The organism is Streptomyces sp. C1-1, from assembly GCF_050214755.1.
In the GTDB taxonomy this organism is placed as follows: Bacteria; Actinomycetota; Actinomycetes; order Streptomycetales; family Streptomycetaceae; genus Streptomyces.
Map to the genome: position 1 here is coordinate 5,885,852 of NZ_CP189826.1, position 17,095 is coordinate 5,902,946.

The following is a 17,095-nucleotide window of genomic DNA, read 5'->3' on the forward strand; positions in this document are numbered from 1 at the left end:
GCGCGCCCCTGGGGGCTGCGCCCCCAGACCCCCATCGGCCCTCCGGGCCTCGTCCTCAAACGCCGGACGGGCTGGAAGCGCGGGGCTCGGCCCCAGACCCCGAGCGGGCTGGGGGTGCGGGGCTTGGCCCCAGACGCCGAGTGGGCTGGGGGTGCGGGGCTCGGCCCCAGACCTCGAGCGGGCTGGGGGTGCGGGGCTTGGCCCCAGACGCCGAGTGGGCTGGGGGTGCGGGGCTCGGCCCCAGACCTCGAGCGGGCTGGGGGTGCGGGGCTTGGCCCCAGACGCCGAGTGGGCTGGGGGTGCGGGGCTCGCCCTCAGACGGCGAGGGTGCTGGGGTGCGGGCCCCGGCGTCCAACGCCGGACGGGTGGCAGGAGGCGCGGGCCCCGGCCTCAGACTCCGGACGGGCTGGAGGGGGCCGGTGTGGGTTCCGAAGGGGTTGGTTCTGTTACCCGGCGCCTGCGCCTGCGCTTGAGCAGGGCCCAGGGGCCGCGTGGGCCCGTCGGCATCGCTGCCGTGACCTCCGTGCCGGCCTCGGACGCCGCCTCGGCGGCCGCTCGTGCGACCGGCAGGAAGCCTTCGCGTCGTGCCGCGTCCGGGCGGTCCTCGTCCGCCGGCCACAGGGCCAGGGCGGCGCAGACCGTGGGGAGGACGGCCATGGCCGCCGTCGCGTAGCCCTCCGCCGAAGGGTGGTAGTTGTCGGGGCCGAAGAGTTCGCGCGGGTTGGCCTCGAACTCGGGGCCCAGCAGGTCGCCCAGCGAGACCGTGCGGCCGCCCTGCTCCACCACGCCGATCGTCTGGGCCGCCGCCAGCTGCCGGGAGGCCCGGCGGGCGAGCCAGCGCAGCGGCTGCTGGACCGGCTCGATAGTGCCGAGGTCGGGGCAGGTGCCGACCACCACCTCCGCGCCCGCCGTGCGCAGCCGGCGGACCGCCGCCGCCAGATGGCGTACGGAGCGGGTCGGCGGCATCCGGCGCGTGACGTCGTTCGCGCCGATCATGATCACGCAGACGTCCGGCATCCGGGCGGGGTTCGCCAGGACCAGGGCCACCTGGCGGTCCAGGTCGTCGGAGGTGGCCCCCGGCAGGGCCACGTTGTGCAGTTCCACCGGGCGTTCCGCCACCGCCGACAGGCCGGAGGCCAGCAGCGCGCCCGGCGTCTGGCCGGCCCGGTGCACGCCCTGCCCGGCGGCCGTCGAGTCACCGAGCATCGTCAGGCGCAGGGGAGGTTCGTCGGGGACGGTGTACGCGGTGCCGTACAGGCCGTCCGCCACCGGTACCCGGCCGCTGCCGCCGTTGCCCACATGGCGCTTGGCCAGCTGCACCTCCGCCAGCAGCAGACCGACGGTGGCCGCGCCGGCCAGACCGATCCCGCCGCCGCCGTACGCCGCGCCGGCCGCGATCCGCCGGGCCACCCGTGCCCTCGACATGCTCGTCATGCGTCGCCGCCACCTCCTCTTAGCCGTACATCCACTCCTTGCCCCGTACAGACGGTGCGCCAATCTCAACGGGGAGTGAACGACCGTCGTGGACGGTCCACAGGTCATAGGCTGGCCGGACCACCAGGACCACTTCTTTTGCAAGCGACCGGAGACAACGGTGCGATTCCACGACTCGATGATCAGCCTCGTCGGCAACACCCCGCTGGTGAGGCTCAACAGCGTTACCAAGGGCATCAGGGCTACCGTTCTGGCCAAGGTCGAGTACTTCAACCCCGGCGGCTCGGTGAAGGACCGCATCGCCCTGCGCATGATCGAGGCGGCGGAGCAGAGCGGGGAGCTGAAGCCGGGCGGCACGATCGTGGAGCCCACCAGCGGCAACACCGGCGTGGGACTGGCCATCGTGGCCCAGCAGAAGGGCTACAAGTGCATCTTCGTCTGCCCCGACAAGGTGAGCACTGACAAGATCAACGTGCTGCGCGCCTACGGCGCCGAGGTCGTCGTCTGCCCGACCGCCGTGGACCCCGAGCACCCGGACTCGTACTACAACGTCTCCGACCGGCTGGTGCGCGAGACGCCCGGCGCGTGGAAGCCCGACCAGTACTCCAACCCCAACAACCCCCTCTCCCACTACCACTCCACCGGCCCCGAGCTGTGGGAGCAGACGGAGGGGAAGATCACCCACTTCGTCGCGGGCGTGGGGACCGGCGGCACCATCTCCGGGACCGGCCGCTACCTGAAGGACGTCAGCGACGGCCGGGTGCAGGTCGTCGGCGCCGACCCCGAGGGCTCCGTCTACTCCGGCGGCTCCGGGCGGCCGTACCTGGTGGAGGGCGTGGGCGAGGACTTCTGGCCCACCGCCTACGACCGGACCGTCGCCGACGAGATCGTGGCCGTCTCCGACAAGGACTCCTTCCAGATGACCCGCCGCCTGGCCAAGGAGGAGGGCCTGCTGGTCGGCGGCTCCTGCGGCATGGCGGTCGTGGCCGCGCTGCGGGTCGCCGAGCGGCTCACCGAGGACGACGTCGTGGTCGTCCTGCTGCCGGACAGCGGCCGCGGCTACCTCAGCAAGATCTTCAACGACGAGTGGATGGCCGACTACGGCTTCCTGGAGGACGAGGGGCCCAGCGCCCGTGTCGGCGACGTCCTCAACGACAAGGAGCACGGCGCCATCCCGTCCCTCGTCCACATGCACCCCGACGAGACCGTCGGCCAGGCCATCGAGGTGCTGCGCGAGTACGGCGTCTCGCAGATGCCGATCGTGAAGCCGGGCGCCGGCCACCCGGACGTGATGGCCGCCGAGGTCGTCGGCTCGGTCGTCGAGCGGGAGCTGCTGGACGCCCTGTTCACCAAGCGGGCCTCGCTGGAGGACCCGCTGGAGAAGCACATGTCCGCCCCGCTGCCCCAGGTCGGCTCCGGCGAGCCGGTCGCCGACCTGATGACCGTGCTCGGCGCCGCGGACGCGGCGATCGTCCTCGTCGAGGGCAAGCCGACCGGTGTGGTCAGCCGGCAGGACCTGCTGGCCTTCCTCGCCAAGGGCGGGAAGTGACGGCGAACGTCCGGTGAACGGCCGGTGCCGGCGCGGGTCTTGCGGTGATCGCCTGCGTTCGCGGACTTCGCGGAAGTGGTACGAGCGTGTCACGTCCACGCAGCACACCCTTAACACGGGTCCGGCACATTAAGGGGTGTCGGCAGGGCGGGAGCGGCTCCCCGCCCAGGCCGGCACCGAACGTCCAAGGACCTCCGGAGCGGCTCCCGGACCTCCATGGACGCCGGACGCGAGGCCCGGCCCTGACCCGGTCAGCGTCCTTCGCGGGGACCGCCGTCGTCCCGCCCCCCGGCAACGGGGGTGCGGCGGTCCCCGCGCATCTTCTTTCTACGCGCGTGCGCTCGCCCAACTGCCCAGCAGCGCCAGCCTCTCCGCCGTCTCCGAACCCGGCTCGGGCGTGTAGACGACCAGCGTCTGGTCCGGGTCGGTGGGAATCGTCAGGGTCTCGTACGGCAGGACCAGCAGGCCCGCCACCGGGTGCCGCATCCGCTTCACGCCGTACGCGCACTCCTTGACCTGGTGGTCGGCCCACAGGCGGCGGAAGTCCTCGCTCTTGACGGAGAGTTCCCCGACCAGCGCGCACAGTTCGGGGTCGTCGGGGTACCGGCCCGCGCAGATCCGCAGGTTGGCGACGGTCTGGGCGGCCACCGCGGACCACTCCGGGTACAGCTCGCGGCTCACCGGGTCCAGGAACACCTGCCGGGGCATGCTGCGCCCGGCCGCCGTCATGCCGCTGAAGCCGCTCAGCGCGTCGGCGAGCGCGTTCCACGCCAGCACGTCCATGGCGGGCCCGAGGACGAACGCCGGGGTGTGCCCCATGCCGTCGAGCAGCGCCCGGATGCCGGGGCGGACCCGGGACGCGGCCCGGCGCTCGCGCTTCTTCTGCGGCCGGGCCACCTCGTACAGATACGCGTGCTCCTCCTCGTCCAGCCGCAGCACGCGCGAGATGGCGTCCAGCACCGCGTCCGAAACTCCCCCGGACTTCGTCCGGGAGGGGGCCCCGGGCCCGCGCCCCTGCTCCAGCCGGATGTAGTAGTCGACGCTCACTCCGGCGAGCTGTGCCACCTCCTCGCGGCGCAGACCCGGCACGCGGCGCCGGCCGTACGAGGTCAGCCCCACCTCCTCGGGCTGCAGGCGAGCACGGCGCGAGCGCAGGAAGTCTCCGAGGTCCCCGTTCATGGGTTCGAGCCTAGGGGAGAGGCGGGATTCCAGCCTGGTTCTGGCAGACCCAGGAAAAACGCATCCCTGGGTAGGACCGGCCCGACGGCGCACGGTGGTGGTCGCCGCCGGGCACGCCGGCGGCCCGATCGCTCAGGGAGTGCTTCATGTCGTACGAGAACCTGGCCGGCCGTACCGCCGTCGTCACCGGGGCCGCGAGCGGGATCGGCGAGGCCGTCGCCGTGGTGCTGGCCGCGCAGGGCGCGCGGGTCGCGCTGCTGGCCCGGCGCCGGGAGCGGCTGGACGCCGTGGTGGAGAAGATCCGGGCGGACGGCGGGCAGGCCCTCGCCGTCGCCGCCGACGTGACCGACGACGGCTCGGTGGACGCGGCCGTGGAGCGGATCCACGCGGAGTACGGAGCCGTCGACCTGGTCGTGAACGCGGCCGGCGTGATGCTGCCCAACCCCGTGGACGACGGGCGCATCGACGAGTGGCGTCGGATGATCGACACGAACGTCACCGGGGTGCTGCGGATGATCCGCGCCTTCACCGGCGACCTGCTCGCCGCCGCCGCGGCGGGGCGCGCCGCGGACCTGGTGAACATCTCGTCGGTCGGCGCGCACCTCACGTTCCCGACCTACGCCGTGTACGGGGCGACGAAGGCCGCGCTGACCCACCTCTCCGCCACCCTGCGCGCCGAGTTCGGGCCGCGCGACGTCCGGGTCACCAACATCGAGCCGGGACTGACGGCGACCGAGCTCGCCTCGCACATCGACGACGCACAGCGGGAGTTCATCGACGGGATGGTGGACACGATGGGCGCCCTGTCCTCGCAGGACGTCGCCGACGTCGTGGCGTACGTCGGCAGCCGGCCCCGGCACGTCAACCTGCGGCAGATCATGGTGCTGCCGACCCGGCAGGCGTGAGGTCAGTCCTCCCAGCGATCGGCGTCCTTGTCCCGCCGGCGCCGCCCGCCGAACAGGTTCGGGTTGGCGCGCACCGCCTGGAAGGCGTTGACGCCGACGATGCCCGCCCAGGAGACGAACAGGCCGGGCAGGTGGGCGATGCCGCCGCCGATCGCGGACAGCGGGATCGCCAGGACCAGCGAGACGATGCCGAAGCCGAAGCGCTCCCCCCAGGAGTCCGTCGGCTTCGGCGCGCGGGCGCCCCGGGCCACCACCATCTGCTGCTCGGCCATCTGCCGGCGCACCCGCCGCTCGACCGCCCCGTCGATGCGCTGGTCGACCTTCTCCAGGAACGAGTCGACCAGTGCGGACTCGTACTCCTCGCCCAGTTCCCGGCGTGCCTGCAGGGTGGCGTTGAGTTCCTTCTTGAGCTCCGCGTCCCGCGCGTCCATCACCGTCTCCGTCCCCATGCCTGTCATGGAAACCCACGGTAGGCAGCCGCGGCGCCCGCCGCACTGGGGATAGCCCCCCTGTCCGGACTGGGGTTCGCCGGGCGCGACGGTCCCGTCGATCTTGCGAGGGGGACCTCTGATCGGGAACGCTGTGCCTGCATAGGGCCATGCAGGATTCCTAGAATCTGAATATGGCGTGTCCGGGTGAGGGGAGTGGGGCGTGACGCACACCGGCCTGGTCGTCCTGGACGGGATCGGACTCGGCGTCGAGGACGTCGTCCGCCTCGCCGACGGCGCCGCGCGTCCGGTGCCCGGGACCGACGCCATGAAGCGGGTCACCGAGTCCTGGGACGCGGCCCGCCGGATCGCCGCGACGGGACGCGTCTACGGCCGCTCCACCGGCGTCGGCGCCAACCGCAACGAGCCCGTTCCCACCGAGGCGGCCGCCGGGCACGGGCTGCGGCTGCTGCGCAGCCACGCGGGCGCCATCGGGGACGAGCTGCCGGCCCGGCAGGTCCGGGCGATGCTCGCCGTGCGCGCCAACCAGCTGCTGGCCGGCGGGGCGGGGCTGCGGCCCACGGTGGTGACGGCCCTGTGCGAGGCGCTGGCGAACGGGGCGTATCCGGTCGTCAACGAGTTCGGGTCGGTCGGCACGGGGGACATCGCCGCCCTGGCCCAGGTGGGGCTGGCGCTGGCCGGGGAGCATCCTTGGCGGCCCGCCCGGGGCGGCTTCGACGCCCCCGCGGCCCAGCCCCTCGACAACAACGACGCGTTGGCCTTCATCAGCAGCAACGCCCTCACCCTCGGCCAGTCCGCGCTGGCCCTGCACGAACTGCGTGCCCTGGTGGAGGCCACGCAGGTGGTCGCCGCGCTGTCGCTGCTGGCCGTGGACGGCTCCCACGAGGCCTACGCCGCCCCCGTGCACGCGGCCCGCCCGCACCGCGGCAGCACCGAGGTGGCCCGGCGCATGCGGTGGCTGATCGGCGCCGCCGACCGGCCCACCCCGCCCCTGGGCCGTATCCAGGACCCGTACGGCTTCCGCTGCCTGCCCCAGATCCACGGCCCGGCGCACGACGCGGCCGACGCGCTGGAGAAGGTGCTGGACGTGGAGATCAACGCGGCCGCCGAGAACCCGCTGATCTCGCCCGAGGACATGGCCGCCTACCACCACGGCGGCTTCTACCAGGCCCAGCTCGCCCTCGCCCTGGACCACTTCAGGCTCTCGCTGATGCAGGTGGCGCGGCTGTCGACCTCCCGCCTTTCCACCCTCAACGAACCCGCCTTCACCCGCCTGCGGCCCTTCCTCGCCGACCACGAGCCGGCCGCCTCCGGCGTGATGATCCTGGAGTACGCCGCCGGTGCCGCCCTCGGCGACCTGCGTGCCTTCTCCGCCCCCGCCTCCCTCGGCCACGCTGTACTCTCCCGGGGCGTCGAGGAACAGGCCAGTTTCGCCTCGCTCGCCGCACGCCAGACACTGCGCGCCTGTCGCGCGTACCGTCTCGTCGTCGGCTGCGAACTCGTCGCCGCCGTAAGGGCGTTGCGTCAGCGCGACTTCAGACCCGACCCGGAACTTCCGGTGGGACGTGCGCTTCGGCTCGCCGAATCCGTACTGGCACGGGACCAGGCCGACCGGCCGCTCACGGACGACGTGACGGCGGCGGCCGCACTGCTGGACCGGTTCCCCGGCATCTGGAGGGGGAGCGAGTCATGAGCCTGGAAGGGGACATGAGCGTGATGGACAGTCCTGCGGGGCGCCTGCAGGCGCTCTTCGAGGGGCACCGGCTGACGCCGACCCAGCGGCGCATCGCGCACAGCATGGTGCGCCGGGCCGCCGACGTGCCCTTCCTGTCCAGCGTGGAGCTGGCCGAACTGGCCGGGGTCAGCCAGCCGTCCGTGACCCGCTTCGCCGTGGCCCTCGGCTTCGACGGCTACCCGGCGCTGCGCCGGCATCTGCGCGAGGTCGCGCCGGCGGAACAGGCCGCCGAGGCCGCCTCGCACAACGCCTACCAGCAGGCCGTCGAGGCCGAGATCGAGAACCTGCGCCACCTGGCCGAACTGCTCGCCGACCCGCGCCCCGTGCGCAGGGCGGGGCGCCTGCTCGCCGCCTCCCGCCCGCTGCCCGTCCTCGGTCTGCGCGCCGCCGCCTCCCAGGCCTACGGCTTCGCCTACTTCGCCGCCAAGGTCCATCCGGACGTACGGCTGCTGAACGAGGGCGGCACGATGATCCAGGACCGTATCGAGGCCGCCGTGCGTGCCGGGGCGAGCGCCCTGCTGTGCTTCGCGCTGCCCCGGCACCCCCGCGAGGTCGTGGACACGCTCTCCTTTGCGAAGGAGGCCGGGCTGAGCGTCGTCACCGTCGCCGACTCCGCCTTCGCGCCCGTCGCCAGGGTGTCCGACCTGCTGCTGCCGGCCGCCGTGGGGACCGGCCTCGCCTTCGACACCGCCTGCGCGCCCATGCTGCTGGGCCGGGTGCTGCTGGAGGCCATGTGCGACGACCTGCCGGACGCGCAGGCCCGGCTGGAGGAGTTCGACGCGCGGGCGGCGGCACGGGGACTGTTCGTCGAGTAGGCGGGCGCGCCGTTTCGAACCCGTGCGCGGGGCGCGTGTTTTTTCAGACTCGTCTCACCTTCGCTCGCTACGCTCCCGGCCCACAGGACTGTGCCAGGACGACGAGGAGGCGGAACGTGGCACGCGCAGATCGCAGAGCTCAGGGTCTGGCCCGGGTGGCCGTCGTCGTACGCGCCGGGGCCGCGCCGCTGTGGTGGGCCGGTGTGTTCGCGGCGGGTGTCGGAGTGCTGGTGCCGGGGGTGACCGGACGCCGGATCGGGGTGATGGCGGGGGCCGCGCTGTTCCTCGTCGCCACGGCCGTGGTGTCGTACGGCCGCCGCGGGCGCTATACGGCCCTCGCCCGCTCGGCCGCCCGCGCGGGCCGGCACGACGTGCTCCAGGACCGTGCCGTGAGCGTGCGCAACTGGCGGCGCGGGCACCGCTGGTGGCTGCTGCTCGCGTTCCTGGCCGCGCTGGGCGCCTCCTTCGCCGTGCCGGCCGCGGGCGGGATGCTCCTCGCCGGTGCCGGCACGGGGCTGCGGCTCAAGGCCGCCTGGCTGGGGCGGCGCGAACGGGCCGAGGACGCCCTGCTGTGGGTCCGGGTCGACTGGCTCTCCGCGAACGGCGGCCGCCCGGCCGGCAAGACGGTCAAGGCCTACCGCAGCACGGGTATCGCGGCGGGCGACGCGGCCCCGGGCGGGGCGCGGCGCCGCACCGCGGCACTCGTCTGAACCGAGGCGCCCGCTAGACCTCCAGGTCCTCCTCGATCCTCTTCAGCTGGTGGCGGGCCATCGCCAGGTTGGCCCGCTTGCCGTCGAGCACCAGGTAGAGGAAGAGGCCGTTGCCGCCCCTTCCGCTGATCAGGCGGATCAGGTGGTACTGGTCGGACAGGGTGATCAGGATGTCCTCGATCTGGGCCTTGAGTCCGAGGTGCTCCATGGTGCGCATCTTGGCGCGGACGACGTCGGTGTTGCCGGCGGCGGCGACGTTCAGGTCGAAGCCCTTGCTGCCCCCCATCGTGCCGAGCGCCATGCCGCTGGTGTAGTCGACGAGCGCGACGCCGGTCGCGCCCTCGATCGAGGCGAGGGCTTCCTTGAGACAGGTTTCGGTGTTGGCCATGAGTGTGTTCCTCGGTTCCCTTTCAACTTTCCGTGGTGGTGCGCGCGTTGGTGGTCGTGGTGCGTGGCGCGCGCGGGGTTCTGGTCCGTACGGCGGCCGTCTTGGCCGGTGGTTTGGCGGGCTTGGTCTGTCGGGTGCGCTGGGCGGCGGGGGCGTGCTCGTCGAGGAGTTCGGCGATCCGGGCGGCCGCCCGGCGTCCCTCCAGCAGGAGCCGACCGACGTTCACCCGCTCCTGGGCGAGCAGGGTCAGTACGGCCGTGGCGGAGGCGGTGCCCGCCGCGAACGTCGCGACGTAGCCGTACACGCCGTGCACCAGCAGCTCGCGGACCTCGCCCTGGCCCGTCGCGTCCGCCAGCCGCACGGCGGCGGCGTGCGCGGTCGCGCTGAGCGCCGCCGTGTCCTGCGGGTCGACTCCGGGGGTGTCCTGGGCGAGGACGTCGCCGTCCGCCCCCGTGGCGAGGGCGCCGGTGAGCTGGGGGACACGGGCCCTCAGCCGGCGCAACTCGTCGAGGACATGGGGGTCGGCGGCCATCCGGGGCCTCCTCTCGAACCGGTCAAAGGGCCTCCAGCGCATCTCTGAGCCTCTTCAGCAAGGTGATGTGGGGATCGGGCGGCAGCGGTTCGGTGAGGCCGGGCATCCCGTGACCGGGTGCGGGATGGGCCGGCCCCGGGCCTGCCGTGCCGTACGGCGGACGGCCGCGGCTCGGCAGGGGCGGCGGTTGCCCGGGGTCCGGCGGCTGTGCCTGCTCCGGGGCCGCCCACCCGGCGCCCGCCGGGCCCGGCGGCTCGGGGGCGGCCGGGCGAAGCGGGGCGAGCACCCCCGCCGCCGCCAGCCGACGCACGTCGACCAGCGTGTGGAACGCCAGGTGGCCCAGGGCGCGGGCGATGTCCGGCGCCGTACGGACGCCGTCCGCCTGCGCCAGCACGGCGCGCTGGCGGCGGGTGAGCACGGGCGCCGCGGGCAGGTCCGTGCTGGCCAGTGGGGCCTCGTCGGTGACCGCGTCCGGCCAGATGCGGTGCAGCAGGTCGCGGCGGCGCAGCGTCTCGCGTTCCAGGGCGGCCACGGGGACGCGGCGCACGACGGCCCGGTGCCCGGGGGCGTGGGCGGTGCCGTAGCGGAAGCGGCCCGGGGTGGAGCTGGGGGCGAGGACGAAGTACGCGGCGTCGTACAGCGCCGTCAGCCGGCACAGCTCGAAGGCGCCGAGGGTCAGCAGGCCGGCGTCGACCAGGCGCAGACCGGCGAGGTGGCCGGCCTGGTGGTCGTCGTCCGTCTCGCCGAGCGCCTGCCGCCAGACGTCCACGGCAAGCGTGCCGTGTGCCGTCAGGAGCGTCTCCAGGCCGGGCGCGCACGGACTCTCGGCGTGCACCACCAGGCCGTCGGCGAGGTGGAGCGTGCCGTGCTCGCGGAACAGGACGCCCGTGGCCCGCTCGGCGGCCAGCCGGGTCAGCATCGGCGAGACGCCGCCCCAGCCGCGCTCGGCGGCGGCGACCTTCTGGCGCACCGGCAGGCGCGGCGGCTCGGTGGTGTGGACGGCGGTCATGCCAGCACCAGCCGTTCGGCCATCTCGCCCAGCCGGATGCGGGCCATCGCCAGATTGCCCTCGGCGCGGGCCAGCCACAGGTGCAGGAAGACGCTGCCGTCGAACGTCGCCCCCACGAACCGCAGCACGTGGTAGCTGTCCCGGTTGCTGACGATGAGGTCCTCGACCGGCGGGTCGGCGTCCGCCGCCGGTACGGACCCGGCATCGTCGTCCGGCGCGAACGCGTGCTGCTCGGCGGCCAGCCGGGCGATCTCGGCGGCCTCCGCCGCCGCGGTCTCCTGGTCGCCGCCCGGAGCCTCCCCGACGCTGCCCAGGGCCAGCCCGCTGGTCCAGTCGATCAGCGCGGCGCCCCGGGCACCGGGCAGTCGCATGGCTTCCAGCAGACACTCGTCGATTCCGGGCACCGTGGCTCCCCTCCCGCCTGGGGTTCGGCTGAGTGACGCCGAAACTACGCAACGTGTGCGCGACGGGTGAGGGATATGGCATTTTCCGGTGGAACATGCTCCGGACGACTAAGGTGGGTCGGCTCGCCTCGGTTTCAGGGCAGTTGAACTACGGATGCCCCGGCGTGCGTCAACGGCGGTCGGGGGCGCGCAGGGTGGTGAGCGCGCCGGCGTGCGCTCCTCCGGCCTCGGCCACGATCTCGTCGAGCCGCTGGGCCTCCCGCACGGTGGCGAAGGCCACGTCTCCAGAACCGTCCGGCGCGAAGCCGTAGATCCCGGGCCGGGCGAGGGAGTTGTAGGCGTAGTGGTGCGCGAAGTAGTACGCGCCCGTGTCCAGTGCCGCCGCGTAGTCGCCCTGCTCCAGCAGCGGCAGCGCCCGCCCCTCGGCCAGCAGGTCGCCGGCGAAACAGGCCGGCCCGGCGACGTCCTGCACCACCGGCGGCCCCCCCTTCGGGCGCCCCTTGGGGTCGTACGCGGCGATCCTGAGGGGCCACGAGCCCGGCACGTACACCGTCCGCGCCGCCACCTGCACGCCCGCGTGCGTCACCGCGACCGGCCGCCCGCCCGCGCTCTTGGCGTACTCGACCCGCGCCACCACCGTCCCGTGCTTGGCGAGCAGCGACCGCCCGAACTCGGTGACCAGCCCGTACCGCCCGTCGAACAGCCCCGGCACCGCCTCGCTCAGCAGACGTGCGTACTGCGCGTACGTCGGCGTCGACTCGTCCGAGCCGAAGTTCACCGGCAGTCCGCCGCCGATGTCGAGCGTGTCGATCTGCGGACGGCCCAGGCGCCGGTTGATCTCCTCGGCGAGCGCGAACACCTCCGCCACGCCCTGCGCCATCAGCGACAGCGGGATGCCCTGCGACCCGGTGTGGGCGTGCAGCCGGGTCAGCCACGGCCGCTCCCGGTATGCCCGCACGACCCACTCCCGGGCGCCCTCGTCGCGCAGCGCCACCCCGAACTTCGAGGTCGCCGTGGCCGTCGAGGTCGCCCCGATGGAGCCCCCGCCGACCTGCGGGTTCACCCGGATCCCGATGGGGGAGCCGCTGTGCGCCGAGCGCATCAGGCCGTCGATCCGCGCCAGCTCCTGGGCGTTGTCGGCGTTGACGGCGATCCCCAGCGCCAGCGCCTCGCGCAGTTCGGCAGGCGTCTTCGCGGGCGAGTCCAGGACGGTCAGTCGCGGCGGCACTCCCGCCGCCCGCGCCAGCGCCAGCTCGCCCGGGCTCGCCACCTCGGCGCCGAGCCCCTCCTCGCGCAGCAGCCGCAGCACAGGCACCAGCGGGGTCGCCTTCACCGCGAAGGCGTGCAGCACGGGCGTGCCGGGCGCCGTCACCGCGTCGAACGCCGCGCGCAGCTCGGCCGCCGACTCGCGGATGCCCGTGACGTCCAGAAGGCCGAGGATGGGGGTGTCCGGTCCGAGGAGCCCCTGCTCCACGGCCGCCCGCACCGCGTCGTCGCGCCGCGCGGCGCCGTCCGTCCGGCCGCCGTTGTCGTAGCCCACACCGTCCCCCGTCGTGTCGTCACCCGCGCCCATGCGTCCAGCCAAACATCTGGGACGAGTCCTCGCTGCCCGCCGGTTCTATTGACTAGTCCTATTCAGAGGGCGAGGATGTGAATAGCCGTAGTAACAGTGCGGCGGTGACAGTCACCGGGAAGCAAGCCACTCAGGAGGCAGACCATGTCGGGACCCCGCCCCGTCCGAGCGCCGCGCGGTACGGAACTGAGCGCCCTGGGATGGCAGCAGGAAGCCGCCCTGCGGATGCTGCAGAACAACCTCGACCCCGAGGTCGCCGAGCACCCGGACAAGCTCGTCGTCTACGGCGGCACGGGCAAGGCGGCCCGCGACTGGCGCTCCTTCGACGCCATGGTGCGCACGCTGAAGGGGCTGAAGCAGGACGAGACCATGCTGGTCCAGTCCGGCCGCCCGGTCGGCGTCATGCAGACCCACGAGTGGGCCCCGCGCGTACTGATCGCCAACTCCAACCTCGTCGGCGACTGGGCCAACTGGGAGGAGTTCCGCCGCCTGGAGGCCCTCGGCCTGACCATGTACGGGCAGATGACCGCCGGCTCCTGGATCTACATCGGCACCCAGGGCATCCTCCAGGGCACCTACGAGACCTTCGCCGCCGTCGCCGCGAAGAAGTTCGGCGGCACCCTCGCCGGGACCATCACCCTCACCGCCGGCCTCGGCGGCATGGGCGGCGCCCAGCCCCTCGCCGTCACCATGAACGACGGCGTGGCCATCTGCGTCGACTGCGACCCGCGCGCCATCGAGCGCCGCATCGAGCACCGCTACCTGGACGTGAAGGCCGACTCCCTCGACCACGCCCTCCAGCTGGCCACCGAGGCCCGTGACGCCCGCCGCCCGCTGTCCATCGGCGTCCTCGGCAACGCCGCCGAGCTGGTCCCGCAGCTGCTCGCCATGGGCGCCCCCATCGACATCGTCACCGACCAGACCTCGGCCCACGACCCGCTGGCGTACCTGCCGCTCGGCGTCGACTTCGACGACATGGCCGATGCGGCGGCCAAGGACCCGGCCGGGTTCACGACGCGCGCCCGTGAGTCGATGGCGAAGCACGTCGAGGCGATGGTCGGCTTCATGGACGCCGGCGCGGAGGTCTTCGACTACGGCAACTCCATCCGCGGCGAGGCGCAACTCGCCGGGTACGAGCGGGCGTTCGCCTTCCCTGGCTTCGTCCCCGCCTACATCCGCCCGCTGTTCTGCGAGGGCAAGGGCCCCTTCCGGTGGGCCGCCCTGTCGGGCGAGGCGTCCGACATCGCCAAGACGGACAAGGCGATCCTCGACCTGTTCCCCGAGAACGAGTCCCTCGCCCGCTGGATCAAGATGGCGGGGGAGCGGGTCCACTTCCAGGGCCTGCCCGCGCGCATCTGCTGGCTCGGCTACGGCGAGCGGGACAGGGCCGGCGAGCGGTTCAACGACATGGTGGCGAGCGGCGAGCTGGCGGCCCCGCTGGCCATCGGGCGTGACCATCTGGACTGCGGCTCCGTGGCCTCCCCCTACCGCGAGACGGAGGCCATGCTCGACGGCTCCGACGCGATCGCCGACTGGCCGCTGCTGAACGCCATGGTGAACGTGGCCTCCGGCGCCTCCTGGGTGTCCATCCACCACGGCGGCGGCGTGGGCATGGGGCGGTCCATCCACGCCGGGCAGGTGACGGTGGCCGACGGCACGAAGCTGGGCGGCGAGAAGATCCGCCGGGTGCTGACGAACGACCCGGGCATGGGCGTCATCCGCCACGTCGACGCCGGCTACGACATCGCCGAGTCGGTCGCAGACGAGCGGGGCGTGCGGGTGCCGATGCGCGAGGGTGACGACGCGTGACGGACACCTCCGCCGTGCACGACGACCACCCGGAGCCCGGGCGGGCCGGTGCCTCCTTTCAGGAGATGTGGCGTGAGCTGCTTCCCGTTGGGCGGCATGCCGATACCCGTGGCTACCGCCGGTTCGCCTGGACCGGGGCCGATGCCGAGTGCCGGGCCTGGTTCAGGGGGCAGGCCGAGTCGCGCGGGCTCGCCTACGAGGTCGACCGGAACGGCAACCAGTGGGCCTGGCTCGGCGACCCCGCCGCCGGGGACGCCGTCGTCACCGGATCCCACCTCGACTCCGTGCCCGACGGCGGTGCCTTCGACGGGCCCCTCGGCGTCGTGTCCTCCTTCGCCGCCCTCGACGAACTCCGCGGGAGGGGAGCGGAGTTCACCAGGCCCCTGGCCCTCGTCAACTTCGGCGACGAGGAGGGTGCCCGCTTCGGCCTCGCCTGTGTCGGCTCCCGGCTGACCGCGGGGCAGCTCACCGTCGAGCAGGCCCACCGGCTGACCGACGGCGACGGCGTCAGCCTCCCGCGGGCCATGGAGGCCGCCGGACACGACCCCGACGCCATCGGCGCCGACCCCGAGCGGCTCGCCCGGATCGGGGCCTTCGTCGAACTGCACGTCGAGCAGGGCCGGGCGCTGGACCTGTCCGGCGACCGGGTCGGCATCGCGAGCGCCATCTGGCCGCACGGGCGCTGGCGGTTCGACTTCCGGGGCGAGGCCAACCACGCCGGCACCACCCGCCTGGTGGACCGGCGCGACCCGATGCTGTCGTACGCCGAGACCGTGCTCGCCGCCCGGCGCGAGGCCGAACTGGCCGGGGCCGTCGCCACCTTCGGCAAGATCGCTGTCGAGCCGAACGGCGTCAACGCCATCCCGTCCCTCGTACGCGGCTGGCTCGACTCCCGAGCCGCCGACCAGCACACCCTCGACCTCGTGGTCACCGGCGTCGAGAAGGCCGCCCGCGAGTACGCCGCCGCCCACGGCGTCGACCTCGACGTCGTCCGGGAGTCCTTCACGCCCGTCGTCGAGTTCGACCACGCCCTGCGCGACGAGCTCGCCCGCATCCTCGGCAAGGACACCGACATCAGCGTCCCGGTGCTGGGTACCGGTGCCGGACACGACGCCGGAATCCTCTCCGGGCGCATTCCGACCGCCATGCTGTTCGTGCGCAACCCCACGGGCGTCTCGCACTCCCCGGCCGAGCACGCCGCCGAGGACGACTGCGTCGCCGGGGTGCTCGCCCTCGCCGACGTACTGGAAGGACTGGCCTGCAGGTGACCACGCGGACCTATTGGCTGGAGCACGCCTGGCTCGGCACCCACGTCGAGCCCGGCGTCGCCCTGAGCATCGAGGACGGCCGCATCACCGCCGTCCGCACGGACACCGGCAGCCCGCCGCCCGGCGCCGAGATCCTGCGCGGACTGACCCTCCCGGGCCTCGCCAACGCCCACTCGCACGCCTTCCACCGCGCCCTGCGCGGCACCGTCCAGGTCGGCTCCGGCACCTTCTGGACCTGGCGCGAGGTCATGTACGCCACGGCCGACAAGCTGACCCCGGACAGCTACCACGCGCTCGCCCGCGCCGTGTACGCCGAGATGGCCCTCGCCGGCATCACCTCCGTCGGCGAGTTCCACTACCTGCACCACGCCCCCGGCGGCACCCGCTACGCCGACCCCAACGCCATGGGCGAGGCGCTCGTCGCAGCCGCCGCCGAGGCCGGCATCCGCATCACCCTCCTCGACACCGCCTACCTCTCCTCCGGCTTCGGCGAGGCGCCCGACACCCACCAGCTGCGCTTCTCCGACGGCACCGCCGAGGCCTGGGCCGAACGCTGTTCAGTTCTCAAGGAACGGGATCACGCGCGGATCGGCGCGGCCGTCCACTCCGTACGGGCCGTGCCCGCGGGCCAGCTGGCGACCGTGGCGCGGTGGGCCGAGGAGCGGCGGGCCCCGCTCCATGTGCACCTGTCCGAGCAGACCGCCGAGAACGACGCCTGCCAGGCCGCCCACGGCTGCACCCCGACCCGCCTGCTCGCCGACCACGGCGTCCTCGGCCGCCGCACCACCGGCGTCCACAACACGCACCTCACCGACGAGGACATCGCCCTCCTCGGCGGCACCGGAACCGGCACCTGCATGTGCCCGACCACCGAACGGGACCTCGCCGACGGCATCGGCCCCGCCCCCGCCCTGCAGGCCGCGGGGTCCCCGCTCTGCCTCGGCTCCGACAGCCACGCCGTCATCGACCTGTTCGAAGAGGCCCGCGCGATGGAGCTGAACGAGCGGCTGCGCACCCGCAGCCGGGGCCACTGGACCGCGGCGGCACTGCTGCGCGCGGCCTCCGCCGACGGTCACGCGGCCCTCGGCTGGGAGGAGGCGGGCACCATCGAGGCCGGGGCCCTCGCCGACCTGACGACGATCGCGCTCGACTCGGTCAGGACGGCCGGGCCGCTGCCCAGGCTCGGTGCCGAGACGGCCGTATTCGCCGCGACGGCCGCGGACGTACGGCACACGATCGTGGGCGGACGGCACGTCGTACGCGACGGGGCGCACACCCTCGTACCGGATGTGCCGCAAGCCCTCGCGCGGGCGATCGAAGCCCTCCGCGCCTGACG

16 protein-coding genes are annotated in these 17,095 nt (G+C 73.6%); 8 read left to right on the top strand and 8 right to left on the bottom strand.

Features of this window, described 5'->3' with window-relative positions; translation table 11 throughout:
• Window positions 1-390: 390 nt before the first annotated feature.
• A complete protein-coding gene (locus tag ACQF4J_RS26970; protein WP_351565321.1) occupies window positions 391-1,434 on the bottom strand; it encodes an SGNH/GDSL hydrolase family protein in 1,044 nt (347 codons plus the stop codon).
• A 160-nt stretch (window positions 1,435-1,594) separates the two neighbouring features.
• Between ACQF4J_RS26970 and ACQF4J_RS26975 the strand changes: the two genes are divergently transcribed.
• Window positions 1,595-2,983 (top strand): cystathionine beta-synthase, encoded by a 1,389-nt coding sequence (locus ACQF4J_RS26975; RefSeq protein ID WP_351565324.1) that lies wholly within the window; start codon window positions 1,595-1,597, stop codon window positions 2,981-2,983.
• A 327-nt stretch (window positions 2,984-3,310) separates the two neighbouring features.
• Here ACQF4J_RS26975 and ACQF4J_RS26980 read toward each other — a convergent pair whose 3' ends face one another.
• A complete protein-coding gene (locus tag ACQF4J_RS26980) occupies window positions 3,311-4,162 on the bottom strand; it encodes a helix-turn-helix transcriptional regulator (protein WP_351565327.1) in 852 nt (283 codons plus the stop codon).
• Window positions 4,163-4,308: 146 nt separating this feature from the next.
• Between ACQF4J_RS26980 and ACQF4J_RS26985 the strand changes: the two genes are divergently transcribed.
• Entirely contained in the window at window positions 4,309-5,067 is a 759-nt protein-coding gene (locus ACQF4J_RS26985; protein ID WP_351565330.1) for an SDR family oxidoreductase, read from the top strand.
• A 2-nt stretch (window positions 5,068-5,069) separates the two neighbouring features.
• Here the strand turns inward: ACQF4J_RS26985 and ACQF4J_RS26990 are convergent, their stop codons facing one another.
• Complete coding sequence (locus ACQF4J_RS26990) at window positions 5,070-5,498, bottom strand: hypothetical protein (protein WP_351565536.1); 429 nt, start codon at window positions 5,496-5,498, stop codon at window positions 5,070-5,072.
• 220 nt (window positions 5,499-5,718) lie between these two features.
• Between ACQF4J_RS26990 and ACQF4J_RS26995 the strand changes: the two genes are divergently transcribed.
• The 3 genes from ACQF4J_RS26995 (at window position 5,719) to ACQF4J_RS27005 (ending at window position 8,776) form a co-directional block, all read left to right on the top strand.
• Window positions 5,719-7,209, top strand: coding sequence for an aromatic amino acid ammonia-lyase (locus ACQF4J_RS26995; protein WP_427166955.1), 1,491 nt, complete (start codon window positions 5,719-5,721; stop codon window positions 7,207-7,209).
• Entirely contained in the window at window positions 7,206-8,066 is an 861-nt protein-coding gene (locus tag ACQF4J_RS27000) for a MurR/RpiR family transcriptional regulator (RefSeq protein WP_351565336.1), read from the top strand. The genes ACQF4J_RS26995 and ACQF4J_RS27000 overlap by 4 nt, the downstream gene beginning before the upstream one ends.
• Before the next feature lie 116 nt (window positions 8,067-8,182).
• Complete coding sequence (locus ACQF4J_RS27005; protein ID WP_351565339.1) at window positions 8,183-8,776, top strand: hypothetical protein; 594 nt, start codon at window positions 8,183-8,185, stop codon at window positions 8,774-8,776.
• 13 nt (window positions 8,777-8,789) lie between these two features.
• On the opposite strand, the gene ACQF4J_RS27010 is transcribed toward ACQF4J_RS27005, so the two are convergent.
• The 5 genes from ACQF4J_RS27010 to ACQF4J_RS27030 all read right to left on the bottom strand — a co-directional run bounded on the left by ACQF4J_RS27010 (window position 8,790) and on the right by ACQF4J_RS27030 (window position 12,682).
• Window positions 8,790-9,164 (bottom strand): hypothetical protein, encoded by a 375-nt coding sequence (locus ACQF4J_RS27010; protein ID WP_142152387.1) that lies wholly within the window; start codon window positions 9,162-9,164, stop codon window positions 8,790-8,792.
• Window positions 9,165-9,186: 22 nt separating this feature from the next.
• Complete coding sequence (locus ACQF4J_RS27015) at window positions 9,187-9,696, bottom strand: roadblock/LC7 domain-containing protein (protein ID WP_351565342.1); 510 nt, start codon at window positions 9,694-9,696, stop codon at window positions 9,187-9,189.
• Window positions 9,697-9,718: 22 nt separating this feature from the next.
• On the bottom strand, window positions 9,719-10,705 hold the full coding sequence (locus ACQF4J_RS27020) for a transcriptional regulator (protein ID WP_427166956.1): 987 nt from the start codon (window positions 10,703-10,705) through the stop codon (window positions 9,719-9,721).
• Entirely contained in the window at window positions 10,702-11,109 is a 408-nt protein-coding gene (locus ACQF4J_RS27025) for a hypothetical protein (protein WP_351565348.1), read from the bottom strand. Before ACQF4J_RS27025 ends, ACQF4J_RS27020 begins: the two co-directional genes overlap by 4 nt.
• Window positions 11,110-11,278: 169 nt before the next feature.
• Window positions 11,279-12,682, bottom strand: coding sequence for a diaminopimelate decarboxylase (locus ACQF4J_RS27030; protein ID WP_351565351.1), 1,404 nt, complete (start codon window positions 12,680-12,682; stop codon window positions 11,279-11,281).
• 144 nt (window positions 12,683-12,826) lie between these two features.
• Between ACQF4J_RS27030 and hutU the strand changes: the two genes are divergently transcribed.
• The 3 genes from hutU (at window position 12,827) to ACQF4J_RS27045 (ending at window position 17,093) form a co-directional block, all read left to right on the top strand.
• Complete coding sequence (gene hutU / locus ACQF4J_RS27035) at window positions 12,827-14,491, top strand: urocanate hydratase (protein WP_351565354.1); 1,665 nt, start codon at window positions 12,827-12,829, stop codon at window positions 14,489-14,491.
• A gap of 65 nt (window positions 14,492-14,556) precedes the next feature.
• A complete protein-coding gene (locus ACQF4J_RS27040) occupies window positions 14,557-15,759 on the top strand; it encodes an allantoate amidohydrolase (protein ID WP_351565539.1) in 1,203 nt (400 codons plus the stop codon).
• Window positions 15,750-17,093: a formimidoylglutamate deiminase gene (locus tag ACQF4J_RS27045; RefSeq protein WP_427168623.1), complete on the top strand. Its 1,344-nt coding sequence runs from the start codon at window positions 15,750-15,752 to the stop codon at window positions 17,091-17,093. The genes ACQF4J_RS27040 and ACQF4J_RS27045 overlap by 10 nt, the downstream gene beginning before the upstream one ends.
• The last annotated feature ends 2 nt before the right edge of the window (window positions 17,094-17,095 follow it).